28 protein-coding genes and 1 tRNA gene are annotated in these 25,313 nt (G+C 68.4%); 17 read left to right on the top strand and 12 right to left on the bottom strand.

Annotated elements, in window-relative coordinates; all coding sequences use genetic code 11:
* The first annotated feature begins 130 nt into the window (after positions 1-130).
* Complete coding sequence (locus BUE42_RS01505) at positions 131-730, top strand: RNA pyrophosphohydrolase (protein ID WP_083613793.1); 600 nt, start codon at positions 131-133, stop codon at positions 728-730.
* Positions 731-733: 3 nt separating this feature from the next.
* Here BUE42_RS01505 and proB read toward each other — a convergent pair whose 3' ends face one another.
* The 4 genes from proB to rplU form a co-directional block, all read right to left on the bottom strand.
* On the bottom strand, positions 734-1,852 hold the full coding sequence (gene proB, locus BUE42_RS01500) for a glutamate 5-kinase (RefSeq protein ID WP_073462321.1): 1,119 nt from the start codon (positions 1,850-1,852) through the stop codon (positions 734-736).
* A gap of 18 nt (positions 1,853-1,870) precedes the next feature.
* Positions 1,871-2,962 (bottom strand): GTPase ObgE, encoded by a 1,092-nt coding sequence (obgE, locus tag BUE42_RS01495; protein ID WP_073462400.1) that lies wholly within the window; start codon positions 2,960-2,962, stop codon positions 1,871-1,873.
* A gap of 132 nt (positions 2,963-3,094) precedes the next feature.
* Positions 3,095-3,355, bottom strand: coding sequence for a 50S ribosomal protein L27 (gene rpmA, locus BUE42_RS01490; RefSeq protein ID WP_073462320.1), 261 nt, complete (start codon positions 3,353-3,355; stop codon positions 3,095-3,097).
* A 42-nt stretch (positions 3,356-3,397) separates the two neighbouring features.
* Complete coding sequence (rplU, locus tag BUE42_RS01485) at positions 3,398-3,709, bottom strand: 50S ribosomal protein L21 (RefSeq protein WP_073462319.1); 312 nt, start codon at positions 3,707-3,709, stop codon at positions 3,398-3,400.
* A gap of 306 nt (positions 3,710-4,015) precedes the next feature.
* Here rplU and ispB point away from each other — a divergent pair, with 306 nt between their 5' ends.
* From ispB to BUE42_RS01440, 9 genes are all read left to right on the top strand, one after another.
* Complete coding sequence (gene ispB, locus BUE42_RS01480) at positions 4,016-4,957, top strand: octaprenyl diphosphate synthase (protein WP_073462318.1); 942 nt, start codon at positions 4,016-4,018, stop codon at positions 4,955-4,957.
* A gap of 74 nt (positions 4,958-5,031) precedes the next feature.
* Positions 5,032-5,108: transfer RNA gene (locus tag BUE42_RS01475), tRNA-Pro, on the top strand.
* Between the two features lie 169 nt (positions 5,109-5,277).
* Positions 5,278-7,005 (top strand): type IV-A pilus assembly ATPase PilB, encoded by a 1,728-nt coding sequence (gene pilB / locus BUE42_RS01470; protein ID WP_073462317.1) that lies wholly within the window; start codon positions 5,278-5,280, stop codon positions 7,003-7,005.
* Positions 7,006-7,081: 76 nt separating this feature from the next.
* Positions 7,082-8,305, top strand: a complete 1,224-nt coding sequence (locus BUE42_RS01465; protein WP_073462316.1) for a type II secretion system F family protein — start codon at positions 7,082-7,084, stop codon at positions 8,303-8,305.
* A gap of 9 nt (positions 8,306-8,314) precedes the next feature.
* Positions 8,315-9,166 (top strand): prepilin peptidase, encoded by an 852-nt coding sequence (locus BUE42_RS01460; protein ID WP_073462315.1) that lies wholly within the window; start codon positions 8,315-8,317, stop codon positions 9,164-9,166.
* A gap of 28 nt (positions 9,167-9,194) precedes the next feature.
* Complete coding sequence (gene coaE, locus BUE42_RS01455) at positions 9,195-9,812, top strand: dephospho-CoA kinase (protein ID WP_073462314.1); 618 nt, start codon at positions 9,195-9,197, stop codon at positions 9,810-9,812.
* A gap of 64 nt (positions 9,813-9,876) precedes the next feature.
* Entirely contained in the window at positions 9,877-10,635 is a 759-nt protein-coding gene (zapD, locus tag BUE42_RS01450; RefSeq protein WP_073462313.1) for a cell division protein ZapD, read from the top strand.
* Positions 10,632-10,838 carry a DNA gyrase inhibitor YacG gene (locus BUE42_RS01445; protein ID WP_073462312.1) on the top strand — a complete coding sequence of 69 codons (207 nt, stop codon included), beginning with the start codon at positions 10,632-10,634 and terminating at the stop codon, positions 10,836-10,838. Before zapD ends, BUE42_RS01445 begins: the two co-directional genes overlap by 4 nt.
* A 143-nt stretch (positions 10,839-10,981) precedes the next feature.
* A complete protein-coding gene (locus BUE42_RS01440; RefSeq protein ID WP_143171240.1) occupies positions 10,982-11,626 on the top strand; it encodes a hypothetical protein in 645 nt (214 codons plus the stop codon).
* A 16-nt stretch (positions 11,627-11,642) separates the two neighbouring features.
* Here BUE42_RS01440 and BUE42_RS01435 read toward each other — a convergent pair whose 3' ends face one another.
* Positions 11,643-12,218: a TetR/AcrR family transcriptional regulator gene (locus BUE42_RS01435; RefSeq protein WP_073462310.1), complete on the bottom strand. Its 576-nt coding sequence runs from the start codon at positions 12,216-12,218 to the stop codon at positions 11,643-11,645.
* 92 nt (positions 12,219-12,310) lie between these two features.
* Between BUE42_RS01435 and BUE42_RS01430 the strand changes: the two genes are divergently transcribed.
* Positions 12,311-13,522 carry an MFS transporter gene (locus BUE42_RS01430; protein WP_073462309.1) on the top strand — a complete coding sequence of 404 codons (1,212 nt, stop codon included), beginning with the start codon at positions 12,311-12,313 and terminating at the stop codon, positions 13,520-13,522.
* Between the two features lie 4 nt (positions 13,523-13,526).
* On the opposite strand, the gene soxA is transcribed toward BUE42_RS01430, so the two are convergent.
* Genes soxA through BUE42_RS01400 form a run of 6 tightly spaced genes read right to left on the bottom strand, consistent with a single transcriptional unit; the run spans position 13,527 to position 18,177 of the window.
* The gene (gene soxA, locus BUE42_RS01425) at positions 13,527-14,282 is read right to left on the bottom strand and encodes a sulfur oxidation c-type cytochrome SoxA (RefSeq protein WP_073462308.1); all 756 of its coding nucleotides are present in this window, start codon (positions 14,280-14,282) and stop codon (positions 13,527-13,529) included.
* Between the two features lie 3 nt (positions 14,283-14,285).
* Positions 14,286-14,606, bottom strand: coding sequence for a thiosulfate oxidation carrier complex protein SoxZ (gene soxZ / locus BUE42_RS01420; protein WP_073462307.1), 321 nt, complete (start codon positions 14,604-14,606; stop codon positions 14,286-14,288).
* A gap of 7 nt (positions 14,607-14,613) precedes the next feature.
* Positions 14,614-15,063 (bottom strand): SoxY-related AACIE arm protein, encoded by a 450-nt coding sequence (locus BUE42_RS01415; protein WP_073462306.1) that lies wholly within the window; start codon positions 15,061-15,063, stop codon positions 14,614-14,616.
* On the bottom strand, positions 15,060-15,476 hold the full coding sequence (gene soxX, locus BUE42_RS01410) for a sulfur oxidation c-type cytochrome SoxX (RefSeq protein WP_083613792.1): 417 nt from the start codon (positions 15,474-15,476) through the stop codon (positions 15,060-15,062). The genes BUE42_RS01415 and soxX overlap by 4 nt, the downstream gene beginning before the upstream one ends.
* Entirely contained in the window at positions 15,476-17,677 is a 2,202-nt protein-coding gene (locus BUE42_RS01405) for a xanthine dehydrogenase family protein molybdopterin-binding subunit (RefSeq protein WP_073462305.1), read from the bottom strand. Before BUE42_RS01405 ends, soxX begins: the two co-directional genes overlap by 1 nt.
* Positions 17,674-18,177, bottom strand: coding sequence for a (2Fe-2S)-binding protein (locus tag BUE42_RS01400; RefSeq protein WP_073462304.1), 504 nt, complete (start codon positions 18,175-18,177; stop codon positions 17,674-17,676). The genes BUE42_RS01405 and BUE42_RS01400 overlap by 4 nt, the downstream gene beginning before the upstream one ends.
* Positions 18,178-18,312: 135 nt before the next feature.
* Between BUE42_RS01400 and BUE42_RS01395 the strand changes: the two genes are divergently transcribed.
* The 4 genes from BUE42_RS01395 to BUE42_RS01380 are packed head-to-tail and all read left to right on the top strand — an operon-like array spanning position 18,313 to position 22,597.
* Complete coding sequence (locus tag BUE42_RS01395) at positions 18,313-18,630, top strand: c-type cytochrome (protein WP_200798884.1); 318 nt, start codon at positions 18,313-18,315, stop codon at positions 18,628-18,630.
* Positions 18,627-19,904: an NAD(P)/FAD-dependent oxidoreductase gene (locus BUE42_RS01390; protein WP_073462303.1), complete on the top strand. Its 1,278-nt coding sequence runs from the start codon at positions 18,627-18,629 to the stop codon at positions 19,902-19,904. The genes BUE42_RS01395 and BUE42_RS01390 overlap by 4 nt, the downstream gene beginning before the upstream one ends.
* Entirely contained in the window at positions 19,901-20,551 is a 651-nt protein-coding gene (locus tag BUE42_RS01385; protein WP_073462302.1) for a hypothetical protein, read from the top strand. The genes BUE42_RS01390 and BUE42_RS01385 overlap by 4 nt, the downstream gene beginning before the upstream one ends.
* A 42-nt stretch (positions 20,552-20,593) precedes the next feature.
* Entirely contained in the window at positions 20,594-22,597 is a 2,004-nt protein-coding gene (locus BUE42_RS01380) for a TFIIB-type zinc ribbon-containing protein (protein WP_143171239.1), read from the top strand.
* Here the strand turns inward: BUE42_RS01380 and BUE42_RS01375 are convergent.
* Positions 22,594-22,971: a hypothetical protein gene (locus BUE42_RS01375; protein WP_073462300.1), complete on the bottom strand. Its 378-nt coding sequence runs from the start codon at positions 22,969-22,971 to the stop codon at positions 22,594-22,596. The two genes, BUE42_RS01380 and BUE42_RS01375, sit on opposite strands and share 4 nt — an antisense overlap.
* A 306-nt stretch (positions 22,972-23,277) precedes the next feature.
* Between BUE42_RS01375 and BUE42_RS01370 the strand changes: the two genes are divergently transcribed.
* A complete protein-coding gene (locus BUE42_RS01370) occupies positions 23,278-23,568 on the top strand; it encodes a co-chaperone GroES (protein WP_047500101.1) in 291 nt (96 codons plus the stop codon).
* Between the two features lie 51 nt (positions 23,569-23,619).
* Positions 23,620-25,272 (top strand): chaperonin GroEL, encoded by a 1,653-nt coding sequence (groL, locus tag BUE42_RS01365; RefSeq protein WP_073462299.1) that lies wholly within the window; start codon positions 23,620-23,622, stop codon positions 25,270-25,272.
* Positions 25,273-25,313: the final 41 nt, after the last annotated feature.

Raw genomic sequence — 25,313 nt, 5'->3', positions numbered from 1 at the left:
ATGCGGGGGAGAACGCCGAAAAAGAACGCTGAAGAAAACAGCAGTCGGCAAGGCTTGAGGGAAAGCCACGGGGTTGATTCCCGTCATGCCGGTGCAATAATGAATTCAACTAAGGAATTTGAGGTTGATTATGCTCGACCGAGAAGGGTTCAGACCCAACGTCGGCATCATCCTGCTCAATACGAAGAACCAGGTTTTCTGGGGCAAACGGATCCGGACCCACTCCTGGCAGTTCCCGCAAGGGGGCATCAAATACGGCGAGACGCCCGAGCAGGCGATGTTCCGCGAGCTTCACGAGGAGGTGGGGCTGACGTCGGACCATGTTCGCATCATCGCGCGCACGCGTGACTGGCTGCGCTATGAAGTGCCCGACCATTTCATCCGGCGCGATGCCCGCGGCCACTACCGCGGGCAGAAGCAGATCTGGTTCCTGCTGCAACTGGTCGGCCGCGACACCGACATGAACCTGCGCGCCACCGACCACCCGGAGTTCGATGCCTGGCGCTGGAACGAGTACTGGGTGCCGCTCGAGGTCGTGATCGAGTTCAAGCGCGACGTCTACCAGATGGCGCTGACCGAACTCGCGCGCTTCCTGCCGCGCGGGAACCACCACAACCGCTACCTGCGCTCGGGCATGCGCCCGCATCACCGTGACGACGGATTCGAGGAATCGCGGCCAGCGACCGAACCGCAGGCGCTCGACGAGGAACCCGGCGCGCCGAAGGACTGAGCCTCAGCCGAGCACCAGGTTGTCGCGGTGGATCATCTCCGGCTCGCCGGTGAAACCGAGCAGCCGCTCGAATTCGCTCGACGGCTTGCGCGCGATCAGGCGCGCCTCCGAACTCGAATAGTTCGCCAGGCCACGGGCGATCTCGAGGCCCGCTCCAGAGCGCACCGCGATCACATCGCCACGCGCGAACTCGCCATGCACCTCGACCATGCCGATCGGCAGCAGGCTCTTGCCGTCATCGCGCAACTTCGCGACCGCACCGTCGTCGATCACGACAGCGCCACGCAACTGCAGGTGATCGGCCATCCATTGCTTGCGCGCGGCCATCTTCTGCGTCGGCGCGTTGAGCGCGGTGCCGATCGCCTCGCCCTGCACCAGGCGCATCAGCACGTCGGGCTCGCGGCCCCAGGCGATGACGGTCGAGGCGCCGCTGCGGGCCGCCCGCTTGGCCGCCAGGATCTTCGTGATCATGCCGCCGCGGCCGAGGCTGGAACCGGCACCGCCGGCCATGCGCTCCAGTTCGGGCGCCCCGGCCTGCGCTTCGTGGATGAAGATTGCTGATTCGTCCTTGCGCGGATCGGCCGAGTACAGGCCCTTCTGGTCGGTGAGGATCACCAGCGCGTCCGCCTCGATGAGGTTGGCCACCAGCGCACCCAGCGTGTCGTTGTCGCCGAACTTGATCTCGTCATTGACGACGGTGTCGTTCTCGTTGATGACCGGCACGACGCGCAGGCGCAGCAGCGTCAGCAGCGTCGAGCGTGCGTTCAGGTAGCGCTCCCGGTCGGCCAGATCGGCATGCGTCAGCAGCACCTGCGCGCTGCCCATGCCGTAGGCCCGCAGCTGGGTCTCGTAGATCTGCGCCAGGCCCATCTGCCCGACCGCGGCGGCGGCCTGCAGTTCATGGATTGCCTTCGGGCGCGCCGCCCAGCCGAGGCGCTTCATGCCTTCGGCGATCGCGCCGCTCGAGACCATCACGATCTCGCGGCCCTGGCCCGCGATGTGCGCCATCTGCCGGCACCAGTTGCCGACCGCTTCGGCATCGACACCCCGGCCTTCGTTCGTCACGAGGCTGGAGCCGACCTTGACGACGATGCGGCGGGCGTTCTTCAGCGCTTCACTCATGGGCGTCACTCATGCTGGTCACTCGTGGGCGGCGGCGGGGGACCCCTGGTCTTGCACGGGTGTGTCGAAACGAGGATCGGGATCGTCCGGCACGACGTTTTTCAGGGCCGCCACATGCTTGTAGATCGCATGCACCAGGTGCTCGCAGCCTTCGCGCGTCAATGCGGAAATCTGGAACACCGGGCCCTTCCACTTGAAGCGCTTGACGAAGTCTTTGACGCGCTTCTCGCGCTCGTCGAGCGGCACCATGTCGAGCTTGTTGAGGACCAGCCAGCGCGACTTGTCGTACAGCGACTGGTCGTACTTCTTCAGCTCGGTGACGATGGCCTTGGCCTGCGCGACCGGATCGACCGCGTCGTCGAACGGCGCCATGTCGACCATGTGCAGCAGCAGGTGGGTGCGCTGCAGGTGGCGCAGGAAGTAGTGGCCGAGGCCGGCGCCTTCGGCCGCACCTTCGATCAACCCGGGGATGTCGGCCACGACGAAGCTCTGCTCCGGCGCCACGCGGACCACGCCCAGGTTCGGATGCAGGGTCGTGAACGGGTAGTCGGCGATCTTCGGCTTGGCATTCGAGATCGCGGCGATCAGCGTCGACTTGCCGGCGTTCGGCATGCCGAGCAGGCCGACGTCGGCCAGCACGCGCAGTTCGAGCTTCAGCTTCTTCTGCTCGCCGGGCCAGCCGGGCGTCTTCTGGCGCGGCGCGCGGTTGGTGCTGGTCTTGAAATGCAGGTTGCCGAAGCCGCCATCGCCACCCTTGACCAGCAGCACCCGCTCGTCGGGCACCAGCAGCTCGGCCACCACCTGGCCGCTTTCGGTGTCGGTGATGATCGTGCCCATCGGCATGCGCAGCACGATGTCTTCGGCAGCGGCGCCGTACTGGTCGGAGCCGCGGCCGTTCTCGCCGCTGCGCGCTTCGTGCCGGCGTGCGTAGCGGAAATCGATCAGCGTGTTCAGGTTGCGGTCGCCGACGGCGTAGACGCTGCCGCCGCGCCCGCCGTCACCCCCGTTCGGCCCGCCGAAGGGAATGAACTTCTCGCGGCGAAAACTCATGCAGCCGTTGCCGCCATTGCCCGCCGCCACATCGATGGTCGCTTCGTCTACGAATTTCATGATCTCGCCCACAGGCCGCCGCACCGCCAGAGGCAGCATGGTAGGCCACCGGTCGACCGGCGACCGGAAAAAACAAAAGCCCCGGGTGACCGGGGCTCGGGATCAACGCCAGCTGCACGAGGCAGCCGCAGCTCACGCTGCCGTCTTGACGCTGACCGTCTGGCGGTTGCGCGGGCCCTTGATGGCGAAGGTGACTTCGCCATCGACCAGTGCGAACAGCGTGTGGTCCTTGCCGATGCCGACGTTCTGACCAGCGTGGAACTTCGTGCCGCGCTGGCGGACGATGATCGAACCGGCCGGAATCATCTGGCCACCGAAGGCCTTGACGCCGAGCATCTTGGGTTGGGAATCGCGGCCGTTCCGTGTGGAACCGCCGCCCTTTTTCTGTGCCATGGTTTAACTCCTGGAAGCTTGGGGAAGCAGGTCAGGCTTCGATCAGGCGGAGACCGCGCTGATCTCGATCTCGGTGAAGTTCTGGCGGTGACCTTGCCGCTTCTGGTAGTGCTTGCGACGACGCATCTTGAAGATGCGCACCTTGTCGTGCCTGCCTTGCGCCACCACGGTGGCCTTCACGCTTGCGCCCGCAACCAAGGGAGTCCCGACCTTCAGATCTGCGCCGTTTCCGACAGCAAGCACCTGGTCGATCGTGATCTCTTGGCCAACATCCGCAGCAATCTGTTCTATCTTGATCTTTTCGCCTGCAGCAACTTTGTATTGTTTGCCGCCGGTTTTTATGACCGCGTACATATCAGCCCTTTCGATGAATTCCGCCAGGGGCCTCGGCTCTCGATCTGCTGGATCTTTCGATCTGCTCGATTGCCATTGCCGGCACCCATGGGCGAACCCTGCAGGAAATGCAGAGCCCGCGAGTCTAGCACGCACTGCCAGACCTGGGAAAGCCCGTGCGGGCTGACGCGGCTTCGTCGGGGCCGGCAATCCTGCACAAATCGGTCGCGCGCCCTCGCTTCCTATAATTTCGCGCAAACACCCGAGCCCTCCGTGCAGACCCCCACCACTCATCCCACCAGTCCCGCGCCCGGTTTTGCGCAACTCATGGCTCCGGAAATGAGCGAGGTCGATCAGGTGATCCGGCAGCGCCTGTCATCGGACGTCGTGCTGATCAACCAGATCTCCAACTACATCATCAGCGCCGGCGGGAAACGGATCCGCCCGATGCTGGTGTTGCTGTTTGCCAACGCGCTGGGCTTTCGCGGGCCGGAGCGATTCGATCTGGCGGCCACCGTCGAGTTCATCCACACGGCCACGCTGCTGCACGACGATGTCGTCGACGAATCGGCGTTGCGTCGCGGGCGGGCCACGGCCAACGCATTGTTCGGCAACGCCGCCAGCGTGCTGGTCGGCGACTTCCTGTACTCGCGCGCCTTCCAGATGATGGTGTCGGTCAATCGCATGCGGGTACTCGAAGTGCTGGCCGATGCGACGAACGTGATCGCCGAAGGCGAAGTGCTGCAGCTGATGAACATGCACGACCCGGACCTCGCGGTGGAAGATTACCTGCGCGTCATCCGGTTCAAGACGGCCAAGCTGTTCGAGGCCAGCGCCAGACTGGGCGCCGTGCTGTCGGATGCGCCGCCACACATCGAGGATGCCTGCGCGAGCTACGGTCGCGCGCTCGGCACCGCCTTCCAGCTGGTCGACGACCTGCTGGACTACGAGGGTGCGACCGAGCAACTGGGCAAGAACGTCGGCGACGATCTCCGAGAAGGAAAGCCGACGCTGCCGCTCCTGTTGGCGATGGAGCGCGGCAGCGCCGAACAACGCGCCGTGGTGCGCCATGCCATCGAGCATGGCGAGGTGGCTCGCCTCGCAGAAATCGTCGAGATCGTTCGCCTCACCGGGGCGCTCGATGCCACGCGGCAAGCCGCTCGCGATGAAGCCGACAAGGCGCGCACGAGTCTCTTGTTGCTGCCGGACTCGAAACACCGCGAAGCTCTGCTAGAATTGTGTTTTCGATCGATCGACAGGTCGTTCTGAGACCCCCGAATCAGAACACTGCGGCTTGTTGTCATCAGGTGCCTCGCGATGCTCGCGGGTTCGCACCGAAAGATCGGGGTGTAGCTTAGCCTGGTAGAGCGCTACGTTCGGGACGTAGAGGCCGGAGGTTCGAATCCTCTCACCCCGACCAGTTTTTCCCGCAGTTCATTCCTTGCCCTCGCCGTCCGGACGCAATCTGTTGCAAGCCATCAGGTGGCTGGTTGTGACTTCTTGACCGCTCCAGGGCCGGCTTCGGTTTACAGTGCCACTCGAATCGGCGATCATCGTTTGATCGTCGACTAGTCTTTTTTGCACGAAACCTGCCTGTGGACACTCTTGCCGAAGCCCCTCACTCTGCCCTCTCCGGCGTCGCGCGGGTCCTGGTGCATGCAGGCAAGCTGAATGCGAAGACCGCCGAGGACCTGGTCAAGTCGTCGAAGGAGAAGAAGGCCAGCTTCGTTTCCGCGGCCATCGCCGCCGGCGCGGTCTCTTCCTCGGATCTGGCGCACACCCTGTCCACCGCGCTTGCGCTGCCGCTGCTCGACCTGAATGCGGTCGACCCCCAGAAACTGCCGAAAAACGTCATCGACGTCAAGCTGACGGTCCAGTACCAGGTGCTGGTACTCGGCAAGCGCGGCAACCGGCTGTTCATCGGCGGCGCCGATCCCACCGACCAGGAAGCGGCCGAGCGCATCAAGTTCGCGACGCAGCTGTCGCCGGAATGGATCATCGTCGAGCACGACAAGCTGGCGAAGATTCTCGAGAGCAGTGGCACCAGTGCCACCGAATCCCTCGAGAACATCGTCGGCGGCGAGTTCGAGTTCGACGTCTCCGACGAAGACACGACCGCGGCCCCCGAGAGCCAGGAAGTCACGACCGATGTCGAAGACGCCCCGGTCGTGCGCTTCCTGCAGAAGATGCTGATCGACGCGATCAATGCGCGTGCCTCCGACCTGCACTTCGAGCCCTACGAATACCACTACCGCGTGCGCTTCCGCGTCGACGGCGAGTTGCGTGAGATCACCCAGCCGCCGATCGCGATCAAGGAAAAGCTCGCGTCGCGCATCAAGGTGATCTCGCGTCTCGACATCTCCGAGAAGCGCGTGCCGCAAGACGGCCGGATGAAGCTCAAGTTCGGCAACAAGGCGATCGACTTCCGGGTCAGCACGCTGCCGACACTGTTCGGCGAAAAGATCGTGATCCGGATTCTCGACCCGTCCAGCGCCAAGCTCGGCATCGAGGCCCTCGGCTACGAAAAGATCGAGAAGGACCGCCTGCTGAAATGCATCGGCCGCCCCTACGGCATGATCCTCGTGACCGGTCCGACCGGCAGCGGCAAGACCGTGTCGCTCTACACCTGCCTGAACATCCTGAACCAGCCGGGCGTCAACATCTCGACCGTCGAAGACCCTGCGGAAATCAACCTCCCCGGCATCAACCAGGTCAATGTCAACGACAAGGCCGGGCTCACCTTCTCGGCCGCGCTGAAGTCGTTCCTGCGCCAGGATCCGGACGTGATCATGGTCGGCGAAATCCGCGACCTCGAAACCGCCGACATCGCGATCAAGGCCGCGCAGACCGGCCACATGGTGATGTCGACGCTGCACACGAACGACGCCCCCACCACGCTGACCCGCTTGCTGAACATGGGCGTCGCCCCGTTCAACATCGCGTCCAGCGTGTTGCTGATCACCGCCCAGCGGCTGGCGCGCCGCCTCTGCGAGGTCTGCAAGACACCCGCCGAGTACCCGCGCGAGGCAATGCTGAAGGCCGGCTACGCTGAAAAAGACATCGACGGCAGCTGGAAGCCGTACCGGGCTGTCGGCTGCTCGGCCTGCAGCAACGGCTACAAAGGTCGTGTCGGCATTTACCAAGTGATGCCCATCAGCGAAGAGATTCAGCGCATCATCCTGTCCGAAGGAACGGCGATGGACATCGCGGACCAGGCTCGCAGAGACGGCATCCGCGATCTGCGGCAGTCCGGCCTGATCAAGGTCCGCGCCGGCTTCACCACGCTGGAAGAGGTCATCTCCGTCACCAACGAGTGATGCAATCCGTGCCGCCGGCGGCACGTGTCGAACAACTATTCAACGGGACGAGGACCGGTGTGTCCTCGCAGGCATCATGGCAACTGCAACTGCGTCGAAAAGCAACGTCCGCGAATTCGTCTTCGAATGGGAAGGCAAGGACAAGAACGGCAAGATCGTCCGCGGCGAGATGCGCGCGGGCGGCGAGGCCGTGGTCAGCGCCAGCCTGCGCCGCCAGGGCATCCTCGTCAGCAAGGTCAAGAAGCGCCGCATGGGCGGTGGCCGATCGATCAAGCAAAAGGACATCGCGATCTTCACGCGCCAGCTGGCCACGATGATGCGTGCCGGCGTGCCGCTGCTGCAGGCCTTCGACATCGTCGCGCGGGGCAGTGCCAATCCCCGCCTGACCAAGCTGCTGACCGACATCCGCAACGACGTCGAGACGGGTACCAGCCTGTCGTCCGCCTTCCGCAAGCACCCGCTGTATTTCGACGCGCTCTATTGCAACCTGGTGGAGGCCGGCGAAGCCGGCGGTATCCTGGAAGCACTGCTTGATCGACTCGCCATCTATCAAGAAAAGACGATGGCGATCAAGAACAAGATCAAGTCGGCGCTGATGTACCCGGTCGCCGTGCTGGTCGTGGCCTTCGTCGTGATCGCGGTCATCATGATCTTCGTGATCCCGGCCTTCGAGGAAGTCTTCAAGTCCTTCGGCGCCGATCTCCCTGCGCCGACGCTCGTCGTGATCGCGTTGTCGAAGTTCTTCGTGAGCTATTGGTGGGCCATCTTCGGCTTCCTGGGCGGCGGCATCTATTTCTTCCTGGAATCCTGGAAGCGCTCCCTGAAGATGCAGAAGGCCATGGACCGCCTGATGCTGAAGGTTCCGGTGTTCGGCGACCTGGTCTACAAGTCGGCCGTCGCCCGCTGGACCCGCACGCTGTCGACCATGTTCGCGGCCGGCGTGCCGCTGGTCGAAGCACTCGACTCCGTCGGCGGCGCCTCCGGCAATGCGGTCTTCCAGGAGGCCACCGAACAGATCCAGAAGGACGTGTCGACCGGCGCCAGCCTGACGAACTCGATGTCGACCACCGGCATCTTCCCGACGATGGTGTTGCAGATGTGCGCGATCGGCGAAGAATCCGGCTCGCTCGACGGCATGCTCGGCAAGGCCGCCGAGTTCTTCGAGGACGAGGTCGACGAAGCCGTCAAGGGCCTGTCGAGCCTGATGGAGCCGTTCATCATCGTGATCCTGGGCGTCCTGATCGGCGGCATCGTGGTGTCGATGTACCTGCCCATCTTCAAGATCGGTCAAGTGGTGTGACCGGTCGCGATGAACAAGGACCTGCTTGACATCTTCCTGACCCCCGCTGCACTGGCCGTCTTCGGCCTGTGCATCGGCAGCTTCCTGAACGTCGTGATCCATCGCTTGCCGATGGCGCTGGAGCGTGGCTGGAAGATCGACAGTGCCGAGATGCTCGGCATCAAGATCGACGTGCCCGAGCCGATCACGCTGTCGAAGCCGCGTTCGCGCTGCCCGTCGTGCGGCCACATGATCACGTGGTACGAGAACATCCCGGTGCTGAGCTGGCTGTGGCTGCGCGGGCGCTGTTCGGCCTGCAAGACGCGCATCTCGGCCCGCTATCCGTTCATCGAGATCCTGACCGGCGCGCTGTTCGCGGCCGTCGGCTGGCGTTTCGGCGCGCAGCCGGTGGCCCTGCTGTGGTGCGGCATGGTGGCGGTGCTGATCGCGCTGGCCGGCATCGACTGGGACACCACGCTGCTGCCCGACAACCTGACGCTGCCGCTGCTGTGGGCCGGTCTCGTGGCCAGCCTGCTCGGCTGGACGATCCCGCTGCCGCAGGCGCTGTGGGGCGCGGTCGCCGGCTACCTGTCGCTGTGGTCGGTCTACTGGCTCTTCAAGCTGACCACCGGCAAGGAGGGCATGGGCTTCGGCGACTTCAAGCTGCTCGCGGCGCTGGGCGCGTGGCTGGGCTGGCAGATGGTGCTGCCGATCGTGCTCGGCGCCTCGGTGCTCGGGGCGGTGGTCGGCATCGGCATGAAGGCCATGAGCTCGTTGCGCGAAGGGCGCTACGTGCCCTTCGGCCCCTTCCTCGCCGGTGGCGGCATCGTCGTGCTGCTCGCGGGCCAGTCCCGCGTGCTGGGCTGGCTCGGCTGGGCCTGAGGGCCGGCCTGACCCCCGGGGCAAGCACATGGCCGCGCTGCGCATCGGCCTGACCGGCGGCATCGGCAGCGGCAAGAGCACGGTCGCCGGCATGCTCGCCGACCTGGGCGCGGCGGTGATCGACACCGATGCCATCGCCCGTTCGCTGGCAGCCCCCGGCGGCGCTGCCATCGATGCGTTGCGCGAGCAGTTCGGCACGGTGGCGATCGGTGCCGATGGCGGCCTCGACCGGGCCCGCATGCGCCAGCTCGTGTTCACCGACCCGGCGGCGAAATCTCGCCTCGAGGCCATCCTGCACCCGTTGATCGGCCTCGAGACCGATCGCCAGGCGAGCACGGCGGGCGACCGCCCGCGCGTCTTCGACGTTCCCTTGCTGGTGGAATCCGGGCGCTGGCGCGCGCGGGTCGACCGGGTGCTGGTGGTCGACTGCAGCGCCGCGACGCAGGTCGCCCGCGTCACGCGGCGATCCGACTGGGCGGTGGCGGCAGTGCAGGCCGTGATCGACCAGCAGGCGAGCCGCGAGGCCCGCCGCGCGGCCGCCGACGCCGTGATCTTCAACGAAGACCTGAGCTTGGCGGAACTTGCAGCCGACGTCAGCAGTCTGTGGACCAGCTGGATCGAAACGCGATCGATCACATCGCGCTGAAGCGCCACCCTGTGGAACAATCCGGCGTCACGTTGTCACATTGATCGCCCGGAAAGCCCCCGTTTTGGTCCTGTACGAATACCCGTTCAACGAGAGCATCCGCACGATGCTCCGGCTCGAACACCTGTTCGACCGCCTCGGGCGCCTGCTGCCGCGCGACGAGGCCGTCGACCACCACTACGCGCTGGCGACGATGTTCGAGATCATGGACGTCGCGTCGCGCGCCGACCTGAAGTCCGACCTGCTGAAGGAGCTCGAGCGCCAACGGGTGCTGCTGCAGAGCTACCGCGGCAACCCGGCCATTTCCGAAGGCGCGCTGCTCGAGGTGATGGCGCGCGTCGACCATGCCTTCAACGGGCTGAACCAGCTGCCCGGCAAGGCCGGTCACGTGCTGACGGCCAACGAATGGCTGATGAGCATCCGCAGCCGCATCAGCATTCCCGGCGGCACCTGCGAGTTCGACCTGCCGGCCTATTACGCCTGGCAGCAGCACGACCCCGCGAGCCGGCGCGCCGACCTGTCGGGCTGGATCGCGACGCTGACCCCGCTGGCCGAGGCGCTGAGCGTATTGCTCGGGCTGCTGCGCGATGCCGGCGTGCCGCACAAGGTCGTCACGCAGGGCGGGCAGTACCAGCAGAGCCTGCCTGCCGGCCGGGTGTACCAGCTGCTGCGGGTGCGCATCGACAATGGCAGCCGCCAGCTCGTGCCCGAGATCAGCGGCCACCGGCTGATGGTGATGGTCCGCCTGATGAAACAGGACGCCGAGGGCCGGCTGAAGCCCGCGGCCGTCGATGCCACCTTCGAACTGACGCTTTGCGCATGAACACCCCCGCCAAGCCCCGCCTCGTGCGCTGCCCGACCTGTGGCGGCGACAGCCTCTACGCCAGCGACAATCCGTACCGGCCGTTCTGCAGCGAGCGCTGCAAGAACGTCGACTTCGGCGCCTGGGCCAGCGAGAGCTACCGCGTCGCCGCGCCGCCGCCGCCCGGCAGCGGTGCGTCGCCGTCCCCGGACGCCGACGACTGATCGAATTCCCGCCCGGCGTGCGAACTGGCGCGCTTTCCCCGCGTTGATCGACCCCACAGCGGCGGCGGTTCCCGGTTCAATGGGAAGCCATGTGGAAGCGTGTTGTTCTTGTCCTGGGCCTCGTCTCGGCGGCCTGCACCCCGTTGCAAACCAGCGCCGCGGCGCTGACGCCGCTGGAGACCCGCTGGATGCAGGCGGCCTGGCCGGTGATCGCCTACGCGCGGGCGCAGGGCCTGCCGCTGGACATCGTCGCCCAGCCGGTGGCCGAGGGCGGTGAGCCCCCGATCGCGATGGGTTACGTCGACGGCCGCTGCAAGCTGGTGCTGACGATGCGCGGCAACCCCGCGGCCGAATCCACGCTCGACCAGATCCCTGCCGAACTCCGCGACACCGTCGTCGAAGCGATGACGGCGCACGAACTCGGGCACTGCTGGCGCTACGTGCAAGGCGCCTGGCACACGCCGCCGGTGGCCGGCTTCACCGACTCGCTCGACGCCAGCAATGCCCCGCAGGCCGACCTGGAGCGCGACATGCGCGCCACGCGCTGGGAAGAAGGGTTCGCCGACCTGGTCGGGCTCGCGTGGACGCGCACGCAGCATCCCGAGCGCTACCGCGCAGTGCACGACTGGTTCGAGCAGTTCCGCGCCGACCAGCCGCTGCCCGGTGCCCACCACGACACGCGGGCCTGGCTGAAGCGCGCGAAGGACCCGGCGGTGTTCGGCGCGGCCGCCACGCCGTTCGAGCAGGCCTTGCCGGTCTGGCGCAGCGAGCCCGACGCCGGCCGCTGAGTCGCCCGCGCAGGGCTCAGCGCGCGCTGGCCCCGTCCAGGCACTCCGCGACCCAGCGTTCCACCAGCGCCGCCGTGGCCGGCACCGGCCCCCACAGCGCACGGTAGATGATCGGCGCGACCACCACGTCCATCGCCCGCTGCACCTCGGGCACCGGTTCGCCACGCGCCATGCCGCGCTCGAAGATGAGGGCGATCTGCGCCGCGGTGAACTGCGCGCACTGGCACGACGCGGTGCCTTCGCCGTGGGCCTCGGTCGACAGCACGTCCTTCATCATCGCCAGCCCGATCGGCGACGACATCTCCTCATGGAACTGCTGCGCCCAGGCGACGAGGTCGCCGGCGACCGAGCCGGTATCGGCCGGCTGCGCATCCGGCTTCATCCGCTCGACCGACACATCGGCCAGCAGCTCGCCGAGATCGCCCCAGCGGCGGTAGATCGTCGACGGGGTGACCTCGGCACGCGCCGCGATCATCGGGACGGTCAGTTCCGCGCGCCCATGCAGCTCGATCAGCTCACGCGTGGCGCGGTGGACGGCCGCCTGGACGCGGGCGCTGCGGCCGCCCGGCCGCGGGGTGGTGCTTGCAGTCATGAAACCATGCTAACGCAAAGTATTTGCTTTAGCTTGAGAATGGGCACAGAATCCACTAACGCAATTTATTTGCGTTAGCTGAAGGAGCCGACATGACCACGCCCGCACTCACCCCTGCGCCCGCCGCCCTCCGCGCGCCCGGACTGCGCCTCGGCGCCACCGCCTCGCTGTGGCTGACGGTCTCGCTGGTCTCCAGCTTCCTGGCCGCCTCCAGCGCGCCATCGCCGCTGTACGCGCTGTACCGCGAGGCCTGGGGTTTCAGCCCGCTCGCGCTGACGGTGATCTTCTCCAGCTACGCCTTCGCGCTGCTCGCCGCCCTGCTGGTGTTCGGCCCCTTGTCCGACCACCTCGGCCGGCGTGCCGTGATCCTCGCCTCGCTGTTCATCGAGCTGCTGTCGATCGTGCTGTTCTGGCGCGCCGAATCGGCCGGCTGGCTGCTGGCGGCGCGCATCGTGCAGGGCTTCGCGACCGGCATCGCGACCAGCGCGCTGAGCGCGACGCTGCTCGACCTGAGCCCGAGCCGCGGCGCACTGTTCAACAGCGTCGCGCCGATGTTCGGCATGGCCGCCGGCGCACTCGGCGCGAGCGCGTTGGTGCAGTTTGCGCCGGCGCCGATGCACCTGGTGTTCGAGCTGCTGCTGGCGATCCTCGCCGCGCAGACCTTCGCCGCGCTGTTCCTGCCCGACACCGTGACGCGCCGGCCGGGCGTCTGGCAATCGCTGCGTCCGCGCATCGCGATTCCGGTGACGGCACGCGCCACGCTGTGGCGCATCCTGCCGCTCAACACCGCGAGCTGGGCGCTCGGTGGCTTCTACCTGTCGCTCGGGCCGACGCTCGCGAAGCTCGTGACCGGCACGCCCGCGCCGCTGACCGGCGGCGCGCTGATCGCGACGCTGGTGCTGGCCGGCGCCGCGGCGATCGGCTGGGTGCGTTTGCGCCCGGCACCCGCGGTGCTGACCGGCAGCGCGCTGGCGCTGGTGCTCGGCTTGTCGCTGACACTGGTCGGCGTGCACGCCGGCTCGGGGCTCGCGTTCTTCGGCGGCACGCTGGTGGCCGGACTCGGCTTCGGCGCCGGCTTCAACGGCGCGGTGCGCAGCCTGGTGCCGCTGGCCGCCGCGCATGAGCGTGCGGGGCTGATGGCCGGCTTCTTCGCGCTGAGCTACCTGGCGTTCAGCGTGCCGGCCATCATTGCCGGTCTGGGCACCGGCCTGTTCGGCCTGCACGCCACGACGCTCGCGTACGGTGGCCTGCTGGTCGTGATGGCGCTCGCCGCGCTGGTCGCCTCGCTGCGCGCCGCGCGCTGAGCCTTCAGGGGCGCACCGCGGGCGACTCCATCGGCATGCCGCGGTCGCGCCACGCGAGGTAGGCCGCGAGCGCGGCGAACTCCGGCGACTCGGCGGCCAGCGGCTGGGCGCGCACGCCGGTCATGCAATTGCGGATGCGCCGCAGCAGCGAGCCGACGCCCTGCCATTCCAGGCGGTACAGCGGGTAGCCGTTCGCATGGCCTTGCGGGATCAGGCCGCCGCCGAGCCGCAGTCCGGCCCGCTCGTCGTGGCACTGCGCGCACGACAGGTTCAACTGGCCGATGCGCGCGCGGTACAAGGTCTCGCCGCGCTCGCGCCACGGCAGCAGGCGCGCGTCGGCGGGCGGCTCGATCGGCAGCCCGCGCGACTGCAGCGCGAGGTGGCTTTCCAGCGCCAGCAGTTCCTGGCTGTCGGGTGCCCAGCGCGACGCGCCCTGGCGCGTCTCGCGGCACCGGTTGATGCGCGCGGCGAGGTCGACCGGCCGCGCGAGCGCGTCGTCATACGCCGGGTAGCGCGCCGCCACGCCGCGCATCGATTCGCGGGCATCGCCGTGGCAGCCCGCGCAGGCCTGTGCTGACGGCGATGGCGCGCGCGCCCACAGCGCCGCGCCGTCCTGGGCCCACAGCATCGCCGGGTTCTGCGCATCGTCGCGCTGCATCGCCTGCGTCGACGGGCTCATGTCGTCGAAGCCGGAGCGGCGCGCCGGCTGCGCGGACGCCGCCGTCGCCAGCAGCAGGATCAGCCACAGCACGCGCCGCATCGTTCAGGTCACGCTGAGCGACACGGTCTCGGTCTGCGCGAAACCGTGGTCGCCTTCCCAGCTGAAGCTCAGCGTGCCGCTCTCGGTCGCGGTGGTGAAGAACGCGATGTACGGATTCGCCGCCATCGCGGCATGCAGATCGGCGCTGAACACCAGCTCGCCGTTGTAGCGGCAGCTGAAGCGCGTGATCAGGTTGCGCGGCAGCAGCAGGCCGTCAGCACCCGGCCGGAAGCCGGTTTCCATCGGGTGCGCGATCAGCGTGCGCAACTCGATCACCTCGCCGCGCTTCGCGGTGCTCGGGGCGGTGATCAGCGTGCGGGCCATCGCGCGATCACTCCAGGCAGGCGGCCAGCGTGACCAGCACGTCGACGCCCTGCGACCAGAACGTGCCGTCGCTCAGCCGCGCCACCGCCACCAGTTGCTGCGAGGTCGCGAGCCGGATGCGCGTCGACACCACCGCGCGCCCGGCGCGCGGCCCCAGCGTGAAGCGCACCACGTCGCGCTGCGGGTTGCGCTCGTTGAACACCGCGATGCCGGTCACGTGCTCGGCCGCGGTCATCGGGCTGTCGACGCTGACGGTGATCGGCACGCCGTTGCCGTTCTCGACCAGCGGCGGGATCTCGAACGTGACGCGTCCCTTCTTCACCGGCGCGCCGGACGCGTAGTCGGCGATCGCCGACTGCATCTCGAAGCTGGTCGCGCGCGCCGGCCGCACCAGCAACAGGCCGCCGGCCGCGAGGCTGAGCCGCAACAGTTCGCGGCGATGCAGTGCGGGGTTCACTGCAGCGTCACCAGCCAGGCCACCACGTCCTCGACCTGCTGCGCGTCGAGCACCGCCCGGCCCTGCCACGCCGTGCCGACGCGCTGCAGCCCGTCGGTGTCGTGGTACGGCGGCATGATGGTCTGCGGGTTCAGCCGGCGCGCATCGACGACGCGCAACCGCAGTTGCGCCGCCGACCAGCGCGCGCCCGCACCGGCCAGGTCAGGCGCCAGGTTGCCCTGGAAGCGCTCCTCCGCGATCGGCGCCGGATGGCACAACAGGCACAGCCCGGCCTGCCGGCTCGCGACGATCGCGCGCCCCCGCACCGCATCGCCGGGCACCGCGGTGAGCGGCTGTGGCAGCGCATCCCGCGGCGGCGTTGCCGCGCACGCCGCCATCAGCACCGCCACCGAACCCATCGCCATCGCCCGCATCAGGCCTTCTTCAGCGAATGGTTCTTCAGCGGCAGCTCGCGGATGCGCTGCCCGGTGGCCGCGAAGATCGCGTTCAGCACCGCCGGCGCCGCGACCGCGATGGTCGGTTCGCCGACCCCGCCCCAGAAGCCGCCGGACGGCATCACCACCGTCTCGACCTTCGGCATCTCGTCGAGGTGCAGCACCGGGTAGGTGTCGAAATTCGTCTGCTCGATGCGGCCATCTTTCACCGTGCAGCCGCCGTACAGCGCGGCCGACAGCCCGTAGACGAACGAGCCCTCGACCTGCGCCTCGATCTGCTGCGGGTTGACGGCGTGCCCTGGGTCGGTGGCCGCGACGATGCGGTGCACCTTCAGCTTGCCCTCCTTGTCGACCGAGACCTCGGCCACCGCGGCGACATAGCTGCCGAAGCCCATCGTCTGCGCGATCCCGCGGTACACGCCCTTCGGGGCCGGCTTGCCCCAGCCGGCGCGCTCGGCCGCGGCGTTCAGCACCGCCAGGTGCTTCGGGTGCTGCGTCATCAGCTTGCGGCGGAACGCGAGCGGGTCCTGCTTCGTCGCGTGCGCCAACTCGTCGATGAAGCACTCGAGGTAGATCGTGTTCTGGTTCAGGTTCACGCCGCGCCAGAAGCCCGGCGGCACGTGCGGGTTGCGCATCGCATGGTCGATCAGCAGGTTCGGCACGCCGTAGCCGATCGACGCCTCGGGACCAGGCGCGTTCAGGCCCTGGAACACCACCGGGTCCTTGCCGTCGCGGATGTTCTGCGGGAACACGCCGGCCAGGATCGATTGGCCCGAGATCCGCATGTGCAGCGCCGTCAGGCTGCCGGCCGCATCGAAACCGGCGCGCAGCTTGCACTGCGTGATCGGGTGGTAGCGGCCGTGCGTCATGTCTTCTTCGCGCGACCAGATCAGCTTGACCGGCGTGCCCGGCATCTCCTTCGCGATCGCGACCACCTGGTGCACCCAGTCGTGCACCGCGCCACGCCGGCCGAAGCCACCGCCGAGCAGCAGCTTGTAGACCTCGCACTGGCTGGCCGGCAGACCCGATGCCTCGACCGTGGCGGCGTGCGCCGCCTCGCCGTTCTGCGTCGGCGTCCAGACCTCGCAGCGCGCCGGCACGCCGTCGGACGCGGGCGTGAACTTCGCCGTCGCGTTCATCGTCTCCATCGTCGCGTGGTTCTGGAACGGGTAGGCGTAGACCGCCTCGACGACGCGCGCGGCCGACGCCAGCGCCGCCCGCGCATCGCCGTTCGAATTGCCGACCGCCGCCTCCGGCGCATCGAGCCCGGCTTTCAGCGTCGCGGCGATCTCGGCGCTGCCGATCTTCGCGTTCGGGCCTTCGTCCCACACCACCGGCAGCGCATCGAGCGCCGACTTCGCGCGCCACCAGGTGTCTGCGACGACCGCGACTGCGCTGTCGCCGACGCGCAGCACCTTCTTCACGCCGGGTTTGCCGGCGATGGCCGCCGCGTCGAAGCTCGCGAGCTTGCCGCCGAACACCGGGCAGTCGCGGATCGCCGCGTTCAGCATGCCGGGCAGCTTCAGGTCGGAGCCGTAGACCTGCGAGCCGTCGAGCTTGCCGCGCGTGTCCAGCCGCGCGAGGCGCTTGCCGGCGAGCTTCCAGTCCTTCGGGTCCTTCAGCGCCACGTCGGCCGGCGGCGTCAGCTGGGCCGCCGCCAGCGCGACCTTGCCGTAGGTCGTCTTGCGGCCGCTCGCCGGGTGCGTGATCACGCCCTTGTCGACCTGGCACTGCGCGGCCGGCACCTGCCAACCGTCGGCCGCGGCCTGCACGAGCATCGTGCGGGCGATCGCGCCGCCCTTGCGCACGTAGTCGTGCGATTCGCGGATGCCGCGGCTGCCGCCGGTCGAGAAGTTGCCCCAGACGCGCTTGCGCGCGAGGCTCTGGCCCGGTGTCGGGTACTCGGTCTTCACGCGCGACCAGTCGCAGTCGAGCTCCTCGGCCACCAGCTGCGCGAGACCGGTCAGCGAGCCCTGGCCCATCTCCGAGCGGGCGATGCGGATCACGATGGTCTCGTCCGGCTGCACGACGACCCAGGCGTTGATCTCCGGCGTCGCGACGGCCGGCGTCGCGGCTTGCGCGGCGGCTTCGTCGGCGAACGGAATGTGGAACGCGACGACCAGCCCGGTCGCCGCCGACCCGGCGATGAAGCCGCGCCGCGACAGCACCGGCGCGCTCATGCCTTGCTCCCGACGATGTGCACGATGTTCAGCCCCGCCTGCTTCGGGTCGCCCCCCTGCGCGGCCGCCTTGATCGCCGCGCGCACCCGGTTGTAGGTGCCGCAGCGGCAGATGTTGGTCATCGCGTCGTCGATATCGGCATCGGTGGGCCGCGGCTTGGCTTTCAGCAGCGCGGCCGCCGCCATGATCATCCCGGACTGGCAGTAGCCGCACTGCGGCACGTCGAGCGCGGCCCAGGCCTTCTGGATCGGGTGCGAGGCGTTCGATGCCAGGCCTTCGATCGTCACGATCTTTTCGTCGGGCCCCAGCGTCGAGACCGGCCGCACGCAGCTGCGCGTGGGCACGCCGTCGAGGTGCACGGTGCAGGCGCCGCATTGCGCGATGCCGCAGCCGTACTTGGTGCCGGTCAGCTCCAGCTGCTCGCGCAGCACCCACAGCAACGGGGTGTCGGGCTCGGCATCGAACTCGCGGACGCTTCCGTTGACGTTCAATCGGGGCATGGTCTCTCCTGAGGTGGCGACGGAGCATCCCTCAGGAGCGCTTCAGGCCGAAGCCCCTGCTGTCCATAGGGGACGAAAACCGTAGGATTCTTCGCCGCGTCGAAGATGCGCGCTTCGCGTGGAGGAGACACCCGCATGACCTTGCAGCAATCCGCCTGGCTGGCGCTCGCGCTCGCTCCTGCCTGCAGCGCCGTGGCTCAACCGTCGGCCGACGAGCTCGCGCTGCGCTCGCTGGCCGCCACCTGCGCGGCCTGCCACGGCACCGACGGCCGCCCAGCGCCGGGCAGCGCGATCGTCGGCCTCGGTGGCCGCGACCGCGACGACCTGCTCGCGCGACTCATCGGGTTTCGCGATGGAAGCCGCCCCGGCACCGTGATGCCGCAGCTCGCCAAGGGCTACACGCCGGCGCAACTCTCGCAACTGGCCGGCTGGTTCGCCGCGCAAGCCCGATGAAGCGCCGCGACCTGCTCGCGACGGCCGGTGCGCTCGCGACCACCGGCGTGGTCGGCTGCGCCGCACCGGCCGCCGTGCCATCACGTGCACAGGTGGTGGTGATCGGCGGCGGCTTCGGCGGCGCCACCGCGGCGCGCTATGTGCGGCTGCTGTCGCAGCAGCGCATCGACGTGGTGATGATCGAACCGCAGCCGCGCTTCGTGTCCTGCCCCGGCTCCAACCTGGTGCTGGGCGGCACGCGCACGCTGGCCGAGCTGACGCTGTCGTACGACGCGCTCACCGGGCGCCACGGCGTGCGCTGGGTGCGCGACGAGGCCGCAGCGATCGACGCCGCGCGCAAGCAGGTGACGCTCGCGTCCGGCGCGACCATCGGCTACGACAAGCTGGTGCTGTCGCCCGGCATCGAGCTGATGTTCGACGAGGTCGACGGCTTGCGCCGCGCGCACGACGACGGCCGCGTGCTGCAGGCCTGGAAGGCCGGGCCCGAGACGCTGGCGCTGCGCCGCCAGCTCGAGGCGATGCCCGACGGCGGCGTGTTCGCGATCACCATTCCCGAGTCGCCGTACCGCTGCCCGCCCGGGCCGTACGAGCGGGCCTGCGTGGTGGCAGCGTACTTCCGGCGCGCGAAGCCGCGCTCGAAGCTGCTGATCCTCGACGCCAATGCCGACGTGGTCTCGAAGCCCGCGCTCTTCAAGGCCGCGTGGCGCGACCTGTACCCCGGCATCGTCGAGTACCGGCCGCAGCACAAGGTGATCGGCGTCGATGCCGCGGCCGGCACGCTGCGCATCGAGCTGCAGGATGCGGTGCGGGCCGACGTGCTGAACGTGCTGCCGCCGATGCGCGCCGGTGCGCTGGCGGTGAAGAGCGGGCTGGCCAATGCCGTCAACCGCTGGTGCCGGGTGAACTTCATCGACTTCGGCTCGACGGTCGCGCAGGACGTGCACGTGCTCGGCGATGCGATCCAGATCGCCCCCGGCATGCCGAAGAGCGCGCACATGGCGAACGCGCATGCCAAGGTGGCGGCCGCGGCGATCGTCGCGCAGCTGTCGGGCGTCGCGGTCGACGCGCACCCGATGCTGACGAACACCTGCTACAGCTTCGTCGACGAGACGAACGTGATCCACGTCGCGAGCGTGCACGAGTACGTCGCGGCGGAGTCGACCTTCAAGCCGGTGGCGGGCGCCGGCGGCGTCTCGGCGCAGCGCAATGAAGCCGAGGGCGCGTATGCCGGCGCGTGGGCGCGCAACATCTGGGCCGATACTTTGGGCACATGAGCCTTCCTGCCGAACTCGACCCCTGGTTTGCCCGCATCGCCGTCGGCGACTATGCCGGCCGGCTCGACGTCGAACTGAACCTGCTCGATCGCGCCCAGGCCACCGAATGGACCGGCCTGCTCACGTACCACCCGATCGTCGCGGCGCTCGGCGGCATCGTGCTCGACGACCCGGAGACCAGCAACCACCACGTCTACGCCAGCCGCTCGCCGCTCAAGGGCAGCGTGTTCTACCTGGCGCATGACGACGATTCGCGCATCGTCTACGCGTCGCTCGATGACTTCCTCGCGGCCGCCGACGAGGCGAAGCGGCAGCAGACCTGGCTCAGCGAACTGCACCCGGCGTGCTCGCCGGTCGCGGCCGACCAGGCCGGCCTGTCGCGCTGGATCGGCAAGCTGATCGGTGGCGGCGCCGGCCACGAGGTCGCGATGGCGCTGGTGCCGTCGCTGGACCTGAGCGACACGGCGTTGCTGCGCCGGCTGGTCACCGATCCGGATTTCTTCCTCGGCGAGGCGGTCGCGGTCGAGATCGAGAAGCGGCCCTCGCGCGCGCTCGGGGTCATCGCCGAGCTGTGCACGCTGCACCCGCATCCGCAGGTGGTGAGCGCCGGCCGGCTGGCGGCACGGGCGATCGCGAAACTGCGCTGAAGTGCACTGACGCGGCCGCGGCCGTCGTCGAGAATCGCAGCCGTGAGCGCCCTGCCCGAGACCACCGCCCCGACACCCGCCCGGCGCATCGCCTGCCCGCGCTGCAGCACGCCGATGCGCGTGCTGTCGCTGTCCTCGCACAAGGGGCAGCCGGTCACGGTGGAGCACTGCCTGGACTGCCGCCTGGTGTGGTTCGACGAGTTCGAATCGGTCCAGCTCGACAGCTTCGGCTGGGTGCGGCTGCTGCGCGAGATGGAAGCCGGCACCAGCCGCCCGCTGGCCGAGGCCCAGGTGGCGCACCCGGCCTGCCCGCGTTGCGCCGCGACGCTGAAGCGGGTGCAGAACCAGTCGCGCTTCGGCCTGTTCGCCGCGCTCGAATGCCCGCGCCGCCACGGCCACCTGCACAGCCACAGCGGCCTGCTGGCCGAGCGCGGCCTGGTGCGGCCGCTGGGTGTCGCCGAGCGGCAGGCGCTCGCGCAGGAGAAGCACGCGCTGCACTGCCTGAACTGCGGCGGTGCGGCCTCGGCGGGCGACGACCACTGCAGCTGGTGCGGCACCGCGCTGGTGGTGATCGACATGCCGCGGCTGGCGCATTCGCTGCGCCTGCAGCTGGACGGCATGGGGGCCTCGCCCCGGGCCATCGGCCATGCCACCGCGTGGCCGTGTCGCGCCTGCGGGTCCGCGCTCGACCCGGCACGCGACACGCAGTGCGGACACTGCGGCCACATCGTCGTCGCGCACAACCTGCCCGACATCGACCCGCTGCTCGAAGCGGCCGAGGCCGACCTCGCGGCGGCGGCAGACATCGAGGCGAAGCGGCTGGCGCGCTACCCCAGCACGCGCCGCCCGCGCTCGTCGCCCCCCGCATCGACCGAGGCTGCAGCACGTGGGGCACGCCGATCGATGCTGTCGGGGTGGACACCGCTGCTGATGATCCAGGCCGCGGCCTGGGCCGTCGCGGTGTTCATCCTCGCCGACCTGCACTGGCCGGGACGCGACCCGATGGAGGCCCTGCGCGCGCAGCGGCTGGGCGCCCGCCCGGGATCGGCGTGGGCCTTGCTGCCGGCGTGGCGCGACCTGGCGCCCGGCGACCGCAACGGCCTGCAGGCACTGCGCCGCGGGCTGTTCGCCGTTCACCTGCGGCAGCTCGGCGGCGAGCACCTGCCGGCCACCGCCACGCTGGGGCAGGTCATCGACGACACGCTGCCGCAGGCGGCGCGCCACCGCGACATCTCCGGCCGCTGGCATGCCGAGCTGTCGCGCAGCCTGAAGCCCGATCCGGTGGCCAACGAACCGCAGCTCGGCGACGAGGCCGCGGAATTCGGCGGCCGCCTCGCGCCGGCGGCGCCGAACGTGTGGATCCAGTCCCCGTCGCGCACCGCCGCGCTGTGGGCCTTGAGCGTGCAGAACGCCGGCAGCTTCACGATCGGGGCCCAGAAGCTCGCGGTGCGTATTCCGCTCAACCACCGGTCGGGCGTGAACTGGCGCTGCCACCCGGCGCGCGGCGCGAATCCGGTGCTGGCACCCGGCGCCAGCGTGACCCTGTTCTGCCGGACGACTGTGTCGCCATCGGACCAGGATGACACCTGGCGCACCGCGATGCAGAAGCTGCGCAGCGGTGAAGCCACGGATCTGCAGTGGACCGACGAGGGCCTGCAGACGCCGGGTGGCTTCGACGCCGTCACCGATCGCCTGGTCGCCGATGCGCTGAAGGGTCCTTCTGGCCCTTCAGCCAAGCCACCCAGGCTCACGTGGGGCGAACGGTGGTCGTCGCTGACGACGCCGCGCCGGCATGCGCTCGAACTCGTCGGCCTGGTCACGGTCTTCGCGGTCTTCTGCACGCTGGCCCGAGGGCTGGGCGAGCGCCGGGCGGTCATCGCCGCGCTGGCGGTCGGTGCCGTCGGCAGCTTCGTGGCCGGGCGCGGCGAAGGCGCGGCATCGGTGCTGCTGGTCGGCATGTACCTCGCGCTGTCGGTGCTGCTGATCTTCGGCTTCGCATTCGGCGCCCGGCTCTACGCCGGCTTGTTCTTCAAGCGCTTCGCTTAGTCAGCGCGGCGTCCGGAGGCCGCGGTGCCGATCGCGCCGAGCACGCCGCCCAGCACCAGCACGTACCACAGCGGGGCGGAGCCGGCCTCGCCGCCGATGGCCCACCAGCCGGCCGCACCGGCCACCAGCGCCACCGCGGCGGCCAGCGCCAGCAGCAACAGCGGCACGGCCAGCACGAGCGTCGGCAGCTTCACCGCCGGATCGCGGCTGCCTGCGACCAGCAGCGCATAGCCGACCAGCGTGAAGAGCGGGAACAGCACCCACAGCGTCAAGCCGGGCGACGTGGCGGACAAACCCAGCGGGGCCGCCACCAGCGCGACGGCAGACAGCAAACCCAGGGCGGCCAGCACGCCGCCGACGATCGCGATCAGCATGGTTGAAAGGGAGTCGTGAAGGAAGCGCCAAGGATAGCGCGGCGCCGGTACGGGTTCGCCTGCTTGTATTGGCAGCAGACCGAGGCTTCTGTCCTGCCGGGCTTGCGCAAGCTGCGCTGGCTGATGAAGACCCCGCCCCTTGAACCGTCACGCTCTGCCCCTATAATTCTGGTCTGCTAGCACTCATCCAACTTGAGTGCTAACGACATCCAGGTGCCTTCGGGTGCCGATGTTCTGCCAAGTCAATGAGCGCCAACTTGCCTCGTTGCCCACCAGAAGTCCCATTTGAGACATCAAGGAGAAGCCATGAAATTTCGCCCGTTGCACGATCGCGTGATTGTCGAGCGCGTTGAAGCAGAAACCAAGACCGCTTCCGGCATCGTCATCCCCGACGCCGCCACCGAGAAGCCCGAGCAAGGCATCGTGCTGGCCATCGGCCCCGGCAAGCGCAATGAAAAGGGCGACTTCGTGGCCCTGAACGTCAAGGTCGGCGACCGCGTGCTGTTCGGCAAGTACAGCGGCCAGGTCGTCAAGGACGGCGGCAAGGAACTGCTGGTGATGCGCGAAGAAGACCTCTTCGCCGTGGTCGAGAAGTAATTCTCCCGGCACTGGTTCCACCACCTCAACACTGAATTCGGAGAAAAGAACATGGCAGCAAAAGACGTAGTCTTCGGCGGCGAAGCCCGCGCACGCATGGTCGAGGGTGTCAACATCCTCGCCAACGCCGTCAAGGTGACCCTGGGCCCGAAGGGCCGCAACGTGGTCCTCGAGCGCTCGTTCGGCGCCCCCACCGTCACGAAGGACGGTGTCTCGGTCGCCAAGGAGATCGAGCTGAAGGACAAGCTCCAGAACATGGGCGCGCAGATGGTCAAGGAAGTCGCTTCCAAGACCAGCGACATCGCCGGTGACGGCACCACCACCGCCACCGTGCTGGCCCAGGCCATCATCCGCGAAGGCATGAAGTACGTGGCCGCCGGCATGAACCCGATGGACCTGAAGCGCGGCATCGACAAGGCCGTCACGGCCCTGGTCGAGCAGCTGAAGAAGGCCTCGAAGGCCACCACGACCTCGAAGGAAATCGCGCAAGTCGGCTCGATCTCGGCCAACAGCGACGAAACCATCGGCAAGATCATCGCTGACGCGATGGACAAGGTCGGCAAGGAAGGCGTCATCACCGTCGAAGACGGCAAGTCGCTCGAGAGCGAACTCGAAGTCGTCGAAGGCATGCAGTTCGACCGCGGCTACCTGTCGCCGTACTTCATCAACAACCCCGAGAAGCAATCGGCGTTGCTGGACAACCCGTTCGTGCTGCTGTTCGACAAGAAGATCAGCAACATCCGCGACCTGCTGCCGGTGCTGGAGCAAGTCGCCAAGGCCGGCCGTCCGCTGCTGATCATCGCTGAAGAAGTCGAAGGCGAAGCGCTGGCGACCCTGGTGGTCAACACGATCCGCGGCATCCTGAAGGTCGTCGCCGTCAAGGCTCCGGGCTTCGGCGACCGCCGCAAGGCCATGCTGGAAGACATCGCAATCCTGACCGGCGGCAAGGTCATCGCCGAAGAAGTCGGCCTGACGCTCGAGAAGGTCACGCTGGCCGACCTGGGCCAGGCCAAGCGCATCGAAGTGGGCAAGGAAAACACCACCATCATCGACGGCGCCGGTGCCGGTGCCGACATCGAAGCCCGCGTCAAGCAAGTGCGCGTGCAGATCGAGGAAGCCACCAGCGACTACGACCGTGAAAAGCTGCAAGAGCGCGTGGCCAAGCTGGCCGGCGGTGTTGCGGTGATCAAGGTCGGCGCTGCGACCGAAGTCGAGATGAAGGAAAAGAAGGCCCGCGTCGAAGATGCGCTGCACGCGACCCGTGCCGCCGTCGAAGAAGGCATCGTGGCCGGTGGCGGCGTGGCCCTGCTGCGCGCCAAGCAGGCGGCCGGCACCATCAAGGGTGACAACCCCGACCAGGAAGCCGGCATCAAGCTGGTGCTGCGCGCGATCGAAGCGCCGCTGCGCGAGATCGTCTACAACGCCGGCGGCGAAGCCAGCGTGGTCGTCAATGCCGTGCTGAACGGCAAGGGCAACTACGGTTTCAATGCAGCCAACGACACCTACGGCGACATGATCGAGATGGGCATCCTGGATCCGACCAAGGTGACCCGCACCGCGCTGCAGAACGCCGCGTCGGTGGCCTCGCTGATGCTGACGACCGAGGCGATGATCGCCGAGGCTCCGAAGGACGAAGCCGGCGCCGGTGGCGGCATGCCCGGTGGCGGCATGGGTGGCATGGGCGGCATGGGCATGGACATGTAAGTCCTGGCACCTCGCCAACTTGAAAGGGCTGCTTCGGCAGC

It is taken from the genome of Rhizobacter sp. OV335, assembly GCF_900142965.1.
Lineage (GTDB): Bacteria > Pseudomonadota > Gammaproteobacteria > Burkholderiales > Burkholderiaceae_C > Rhizobacter.
This window is presented reverse-complemented; position numbering and strand designations above follow the sequence as displayed.

What these genes read in the sequence shown, in the direction of transcription:
- BUE42_RS01505 (WP_083613793.1), top strand. Translation starts at nt 131, where the DNA reads ATGCTCGACCGAGAAGGGTTCAGACCCAACGTCGGCATCATCCTGCTC.
- proB (WP_073462321.1), bottom strand. Translation starts at nt 1,852, where the DNA reads ATGAGTGAAGCGCTGAAGAACGCCCGCCGCATCGTCGTCAAGGTCGGC.
- obgE (WP_073462400.1), bottom strand. Translation starts at nt 2,962, where the DNA reads ATGAAATTCGTAGACGAAGCGACCATCGATGTGGCGGCGGGCAATGGC.
- rpmA (WP_073462320.1), bottom strand. Translation starts at nt 3,355, where the DNA reads ATGGCACAGAAAAAGGGCGGCGGTTCCACACGGAACGGCCGCGATTCC.
- rplU (WP_073462319.1), bottom strand. Translation starts at nt 3,709, where the DNA reads ATGTACGCGGTCATAAAAACCGGCGGCAAACAATACAAAGTTGCTGCA.
- ispB (WP_073462318.1), top strand. Translation starts at nt 4,016, where the DNA reads ATGGCTCCGGAAATGAGCGAGGTCGATCAGGTGATCCGGCAGCGCCTG.
- BUE42_RS01465 (WP_073462316.1), top strand. Translation starts at nt 7,082, where the DNA reads ATGGCAACTGCAACTGCGTCGAAAAGCAACGTCCGCGAATTCGTCTTC.
- BUE42_RS01460 (WP_073462315.1), top strand. Translation starts at nt 8,315, where the DNA reads ATGAACAAGGACCTGCTTGACATCTTCCTGACCCCCGCTGCACTGGCC.
- coaE (WP_073462314.1), top strand. Translation starts at nt 9,195, where the DNA reads ATGGCCGCGCTGCGCATCGGCCTGACCGGCGGCATCGGCAGCGGCAAG.
- BUE42_RS01445 (WP_073462312.1), top strand. Translation starts at nt 10,632, where the DNA reads ATGAACACCCCCGCCAAGCCCCGCCTCGTGCGCTGCCCGACCTGTGGC.
- BUE42_RS01435 (WP_073462310.1), bottom strand. Translation starts at nt 12,218, where the DNA reads ATGACTGCAAGCACCACCCCGCGGCCGGGCGGCCGCAGCGCCCGCGTC.
- BUE42_RS01430 (WP_073462309.1), top strand. Translation starts at nt 12,311, where the DNA reads ATGACCACGCCCGCACTCACCCCTGCGCCCGCCGCCCTCCGCGCGCCC.
- soxA (WP_073462308.1), bottom strand. Translation starts at nt 14,282, where the DNA reads ATGCGGCGCGTGCTGTGGCTGATCCTGCTGCTGGCGACGGCGGCGTCC.
- soxZ (WP_073462307.1), bottom strand. Translation starts at nt 14,606, where the DNA reads ATGGCCCGCACGCTGATCACCGCCCCGAGCACCGCGAAGCGCGGCGAG.
- soxX (WP_083613792.1), bottom strand. Translation starts at nt 15,476, where the DNA reads ATGCGGGCGATGGCGATGGGTTCGGTGGCGGTGCTGATGGCGGCGTGC.
- BUE42_RS01405 (WP_073462305.1), bottom strand. Translation starts at nt 17,677, where the DNA reads ATGAGCGCGCCGGTGCTGTCGCGGCGCGGCTTCATCGCCGGGTCGGCG.
- BUE42_RS01400 (WP_073462304.1), bottom strand. Translation starts at nt 18,177, where the DNA reads ATGCCCCGATTGAACGTCAACGGAAGCGTCCGCGAGTTCGATGCCGAG.
- BUE42_RS01395 (WP_200798884.1), top strand. Translation starts at nt 18,313, where the DNA reads ATGACCTTGCAGCAATCCGCCTGGCTGGCGCTCGCGCTCGCTCCTGCC.
- BUE42_RS01390 (WP_073462303.1), top strand. Translation starts at nt 18,627, where the DNA reads ATGAAGCGCCGCGACCTGCTCGCGACGGCCGGTGCGCTCGCGACCACC.
- BUE42_RS01385 (WP_073462302.1), top strand. Translation starts at nt 19,901, where the DNA reads ATGAGCCTTCCTGCCGAACTCGACCCCTGGTTTGCCCGCATCGCCGTC.
- BUE42_RS01375 (WP_073462300.1), bottom strand. Translation starts at nt 22,971, where the DNA reads ATGCTGATCGCGATCGTCGGCGGCGTGCTGGCCGCCCTGGGTTTGCTG.
- BUE42_RS01370 (WP_047500101.1), top strand. Translation starts at nt 23,278, where the DNA reads ATGAAATTTCGCCCGTTGCACGATCGCGTGATTGTCGAGCGCGTTGAA.
- groL (WP_073462299.1), top strand. Translation starts at nt 23,620, where the DNA reads ATGGCAGCAAAAGACGTAGTCTTCGGCGGCGAAGCCCGCGCACGCATG.